The organism is Nitrosomonas sp. (assembly GCF_043753625.1).
Lineage (GTDB): Bacteria > Pseudomonadota > Gammaproteobacteria > Burkholderiales > Nitrosomonadaceae > Nitrosomonas.
The window spans coordinates 1-3,725 of sequence record NZ_JAYUWI010000104.1; the positions used below are offsets into that span (position 1 = coordinate 1).

The following is a 3,725-nucleotide window of genomic DNA, read 5'->3' on the forward strand; positions in this document are numbered from 1 at the left end:
GAAGGAGCCAGAAACACCATACAAGCTTGTCGAACCATGAATGTAATCACCTAGGAATAACTGAGTCCCATGGCTTCGCGAATGTCACGCATGGTTTCTTCCGTCAGTTTGTTGGCTTTCTCGCAACCATCCGCAATGATGTTGCGCACTAGTGTTGGATCTTCTTCGTACTTCATAATGCGTTCATACATCGGCGCTTGTTCGGCCAGAATCTTGTCAATGATGGGCGATTTGCAATCCAGGCAACCAATTTCCGCGTTCTTGCAACCGCGCTGCACCCATTCGCGGGTGTTATCGTCGGAATAAACCAAATGGAATTGCCATACCGGACACCTGGCAGGATCACCCGGATCGCTGCGCCGCACCCGCGCCGGATCCGTCGGCATGGTGCGGATTTTTTTTTGGATGCTTTCCGGGTCTTCGCGCAAGCTGATGGTGTTGTTATAGGACTTGGACATTTTCTGACCATCCAGGCCGGGCATTCTGGAAGCTTCGGTGAGCAATGTTTCAGGCTCGGTCAGAATCATTTTGCCGCCACCTTCCAGATAACCAAATAAGCGTTCCCGGTCGCCCAGGCTGAGATTCTGCTGCTCATTCAGTAATGATTGGGCTTCTTCCAACGCATGTTCATCGCCCTGCTCTTGATACAGATTGCGCAACTCGGTATACAGTTTTGATTTCTTTGAGCCCAGCTTTTTGACAGCTAATTCCGCTTTTTCTTCAAAGCCGAGTTCTTTGCCATAAATATGATTGAAGCGGCGCGAAATTTCGCGCGTAAATTCCAGGTGCGGTGCTTGATCTTCCCCGACGGGAACCAGATTGGCGCGGTAAATCAGAATATCCGCACTTTGCAGCAACGGATAGCCAAGAAAACCATAAGTGCTGAGATCTTTCTCAGACAGTTTTTCCTGCTGGTCTTTATACGTAGGCACGCGTTCCAGCCAGCCGAGCGGCGTCATCATCGACAGCAATAAATACAGTTCGGCGTGCGCGGGTACTTTGGATTGAATGAATAAAATCGCTTGCGAGGGATCAACGCCCGCAGCCAGCCAATCAATCACCATATCCCAAACATTTTGTTCGATAATTTCCGGTGTGTCGTAATGGGTGGTCAAAGCATGCCAATCCGCGACAAAAAACAGGCATTCATATTGCTGCTGCAATTTTACCCAATTTTTTAATACGCCATGATAATGTCCTAAATGCAGGCTGCCGGTGGGGCGCATGCCTGATAAAACGCGATCAGCAAACATTTTGATATCCTAAATGTAAAACGTTGTTAGATATATAACCCAAAAATTGACACAATAATTATTTTAGTCCAGGTAATCATAGGCCCAATCACCGTACCCAGCACACCGCTGAATAACAATCCCAATAATATGATAAATCCGTAAGGCTCGATCCGAGAAAAGGGGTAAGCTAAACGGTGTGGCAGCAGACTGATGGCCATGCGGCCTCCGTCCAAAGGCGGTAACGGCAGTAGGTTGAGTACCATCAGGATGACATTGATTTCGATTCCTGCGATTCCCATCAGCGCCAACGGTTTTGCGAAACTGCTTTCCGGCATGGCAATGGCGATTTTGATCATCAAAGCCCAAAAAAACGCCATCAGCAGATTAGCGCCGGGGCCGGCTGCGGCTACCCAGAGCATGTCGCGTTTCGGCTGGCGTAAGTTGGCAAAATTAACCGGCACCGGTTTGGCCCAGCCAAATAAAAATCCCGCGCCGACCGTCATCTTGCTGAGAACGAATAACGTCAGTGGTACCAGAATCGTGCCAATGAGGTCGATATGCCGGATCGGATTAAGACTGATGCGCCCCTCGTTAAAGGCAGTGAAGTCGCCAAAATGTTTGGCAATATAACCATGCGCCGCTTCGTGCATAGTGATGGCGAAAATGACCGGTAAGGCATAAATGGCGATGCCTTGAATAATTTCATCCATGGCTGAGTCCAAAGGGTTCGAGACCGCCTTTGCCTTGCCGGATCAATTCGGGCACGTCGGTGGTTAAATCGATCACGGTGGTCATTTCTATACCGCAGGAACCGGCATCCATGATCAATTCAACCTGATGCTCCAGGCGTTCGCGGATTTCCTCCGCATCATTCAGCGGAAACTCGTCTTCCGGTAATATCAAAGTAGAACTGAGTAATGGTTCGCCGAGTTCTTCCAGCAGCGCCAGAACGACCGGATGATCGGGAATGCGCAAGCCGATGGTATTGCGTTTCGGATGTTGCATGCGGCGTGGAACTTCCCGCGTGGCTTGCAAAATAAATGTGTAGCTGCCGGGTGTCGTGGCTTTGAGTAACCGGTACTGGCTGTTGTCGACTTTTGCGTAGGTTGAAATTTCCGCCAGATCTCGGCACACCAGCGTGAAATGATGGCGCTCATCCACTTGCCGGATGGTGCGGATACGCGCCATCGCGTTTTTATCACCGAGGTGGCAACCCAGGGCGTAGCAAGAATCAGTGGGGTAGACGATGATTCCGCCGCTGCGTACGATCGTTACGGCCTGTTTGATCAGGCGTAAATGCGGTGTGTCAGTGTGAATAGAAAAAAATTGGGCCACAGTAAGGACTGTATCTGGATTAAAGAAGTGTTATCAGTTTATCAACAATTGTTATACAAGTTCGACTGCTATTGTGTTTTTCCAGTGATGCCAGACGGGTGTGCATCCCTGCGGAAATTCGGGTAATTGTCCCAGATCGTGAAAGCTTTCTCCCGGACCATGAAAATCTGAGCCGCATGAAGCCATCAGATTCTTGTTTTGCGCATGTTGCGCAAAGTGACGAACCTGCTCCGGTGTGTGACTCGACGTGACCACTTCAATGGCCGATCCACCCAGCACACAAAATTCATCAAGTAAATCATTGAGTACATTTTTGCCTAGATCGTAGCGTCCCGGATGCGCGATGATTGCACACCCCCCGCTGCCGCAGATCCAGCTTACCGCATCATTGAGTGTCGCCCATTCGTGCGGAGTATATCCCGGCTTGCCTTTCACCAGATATTTTTTAAATACGGATTTTACGTCTTTGGCATAGCCTTGCTCAACCAGGAAGCGGGCAAAATGCGTGCGCCCGATCAAACGCCGCTCGCCCACGTGGGCATAAGCGCCTTCCAGGCTACCGTGGATACCAATTTTGTCGAGTTCTGCAGCAATATTGGCGGCACGTTGCGAACGGCCTGCGCGGATAGCGGTCAGACCTTCGATGAGTGGCGTATACTCTGGATCAATGTCCAGTCCGACAATATGCAAGGTACGGCCGCGCCAACTGACGGATATTTCCACGCCGTTTATAAATGTGATATTTTTTGCGTCGGCTGTCTGGCGCGCTTCTACTAACCCGGCGATGTCGTCATGATCGGTTAAGGCCAGCGTTTCAACACCGCGTAGCGCGGCACGTTCGACCAGTTGAACGGGTGTTAATAAACCATCAGAAATTGTGGAATGACAATGCAGATCAATATTGAGCATGAAGATTCGTTGCGCAAAGCAGGACACGCATCATAGCAAATAACCCGGTTTAAGAGAAATAATTGAGCTGGATAATTAAAGAGATAGTTAGAACTATGAAGAAATGTATATTTCATAAGGGCACGTCTAAAAATTCAAAGTTCCAAACAAAACGAGGCGCGAGCAAAAAATGGTGACGCAGCATATAATTGATATGTAAGGAAACATTTTTTGTGAGCAACAAAGTGTTGTGACGAAATTTGGATT

General features: G+C 49.1%; 4 protein-coding genes. All 4 read right to left on the minus strand.

From position 1 onward, the window contains the following. Window positions 1-50: 50 nt before the first annotated feature. Genes ACH10T_RS09030 through ACH10T_RS09045 form a run of 4 tightly spaced genes read right to left on the minus strand, consistent with a single transcriptional unit; the run spans window position 51 to window position 3,479 of the window. Entirely contained in the window at window positions 51-1,253 is a 1,203-nt protein-coding gene (locus ACH10T_RS09030; protein WP_394808960.1) for a tryptophan--tRNA ligase, read from the minus strand. 26 nt (window positions 1,254-1,279) lie between these two features. Continuing rightward, window positions 1,280-1,945, minus strand: coding sequence for a site-2 protease family protein (locus ACH10T_RS09035; protein WP_394808961.1), 666 nt, complete (start codon window positions 1,943-1,945; stop codon window positions 1,280-1,282). Continuing rightward, on the minus strand, window positions 1,938-2,570 hold the full coding sequence (locus ACH10T_RS09040) for an L-threonylcarbamoyladenylate synthase (RefSeq protein WP_394808962.1): 633 nt from the start codon (window positions 2,568-2,570) through the stop codon (window positions 1,938-1,940). The genes ACH10T_RS09035 and ACH10T_RS09040 overlap by 8 nt, the downstream gene beginning before the upstream one ends. A 51-nt stretch (window positions 2,571-2,621) precedes the next feature. Beyond that, the gene (locus ACH10T_RS09045) at window positions 2,622-3,479 is read right to left on the minus strand and encodes a 3',5'-nucleoside bisphosphate phosphatase (RefSeq protein WP_394808963.1); all 858 of its coding nucleotides are present in this window, start codon (window positions 3,477-3,479) and stop codon (window positions 2,622-2,624) included. Between the last annotated feature and the right edge of the window lie 246 nt (window positions 3,480-3,725).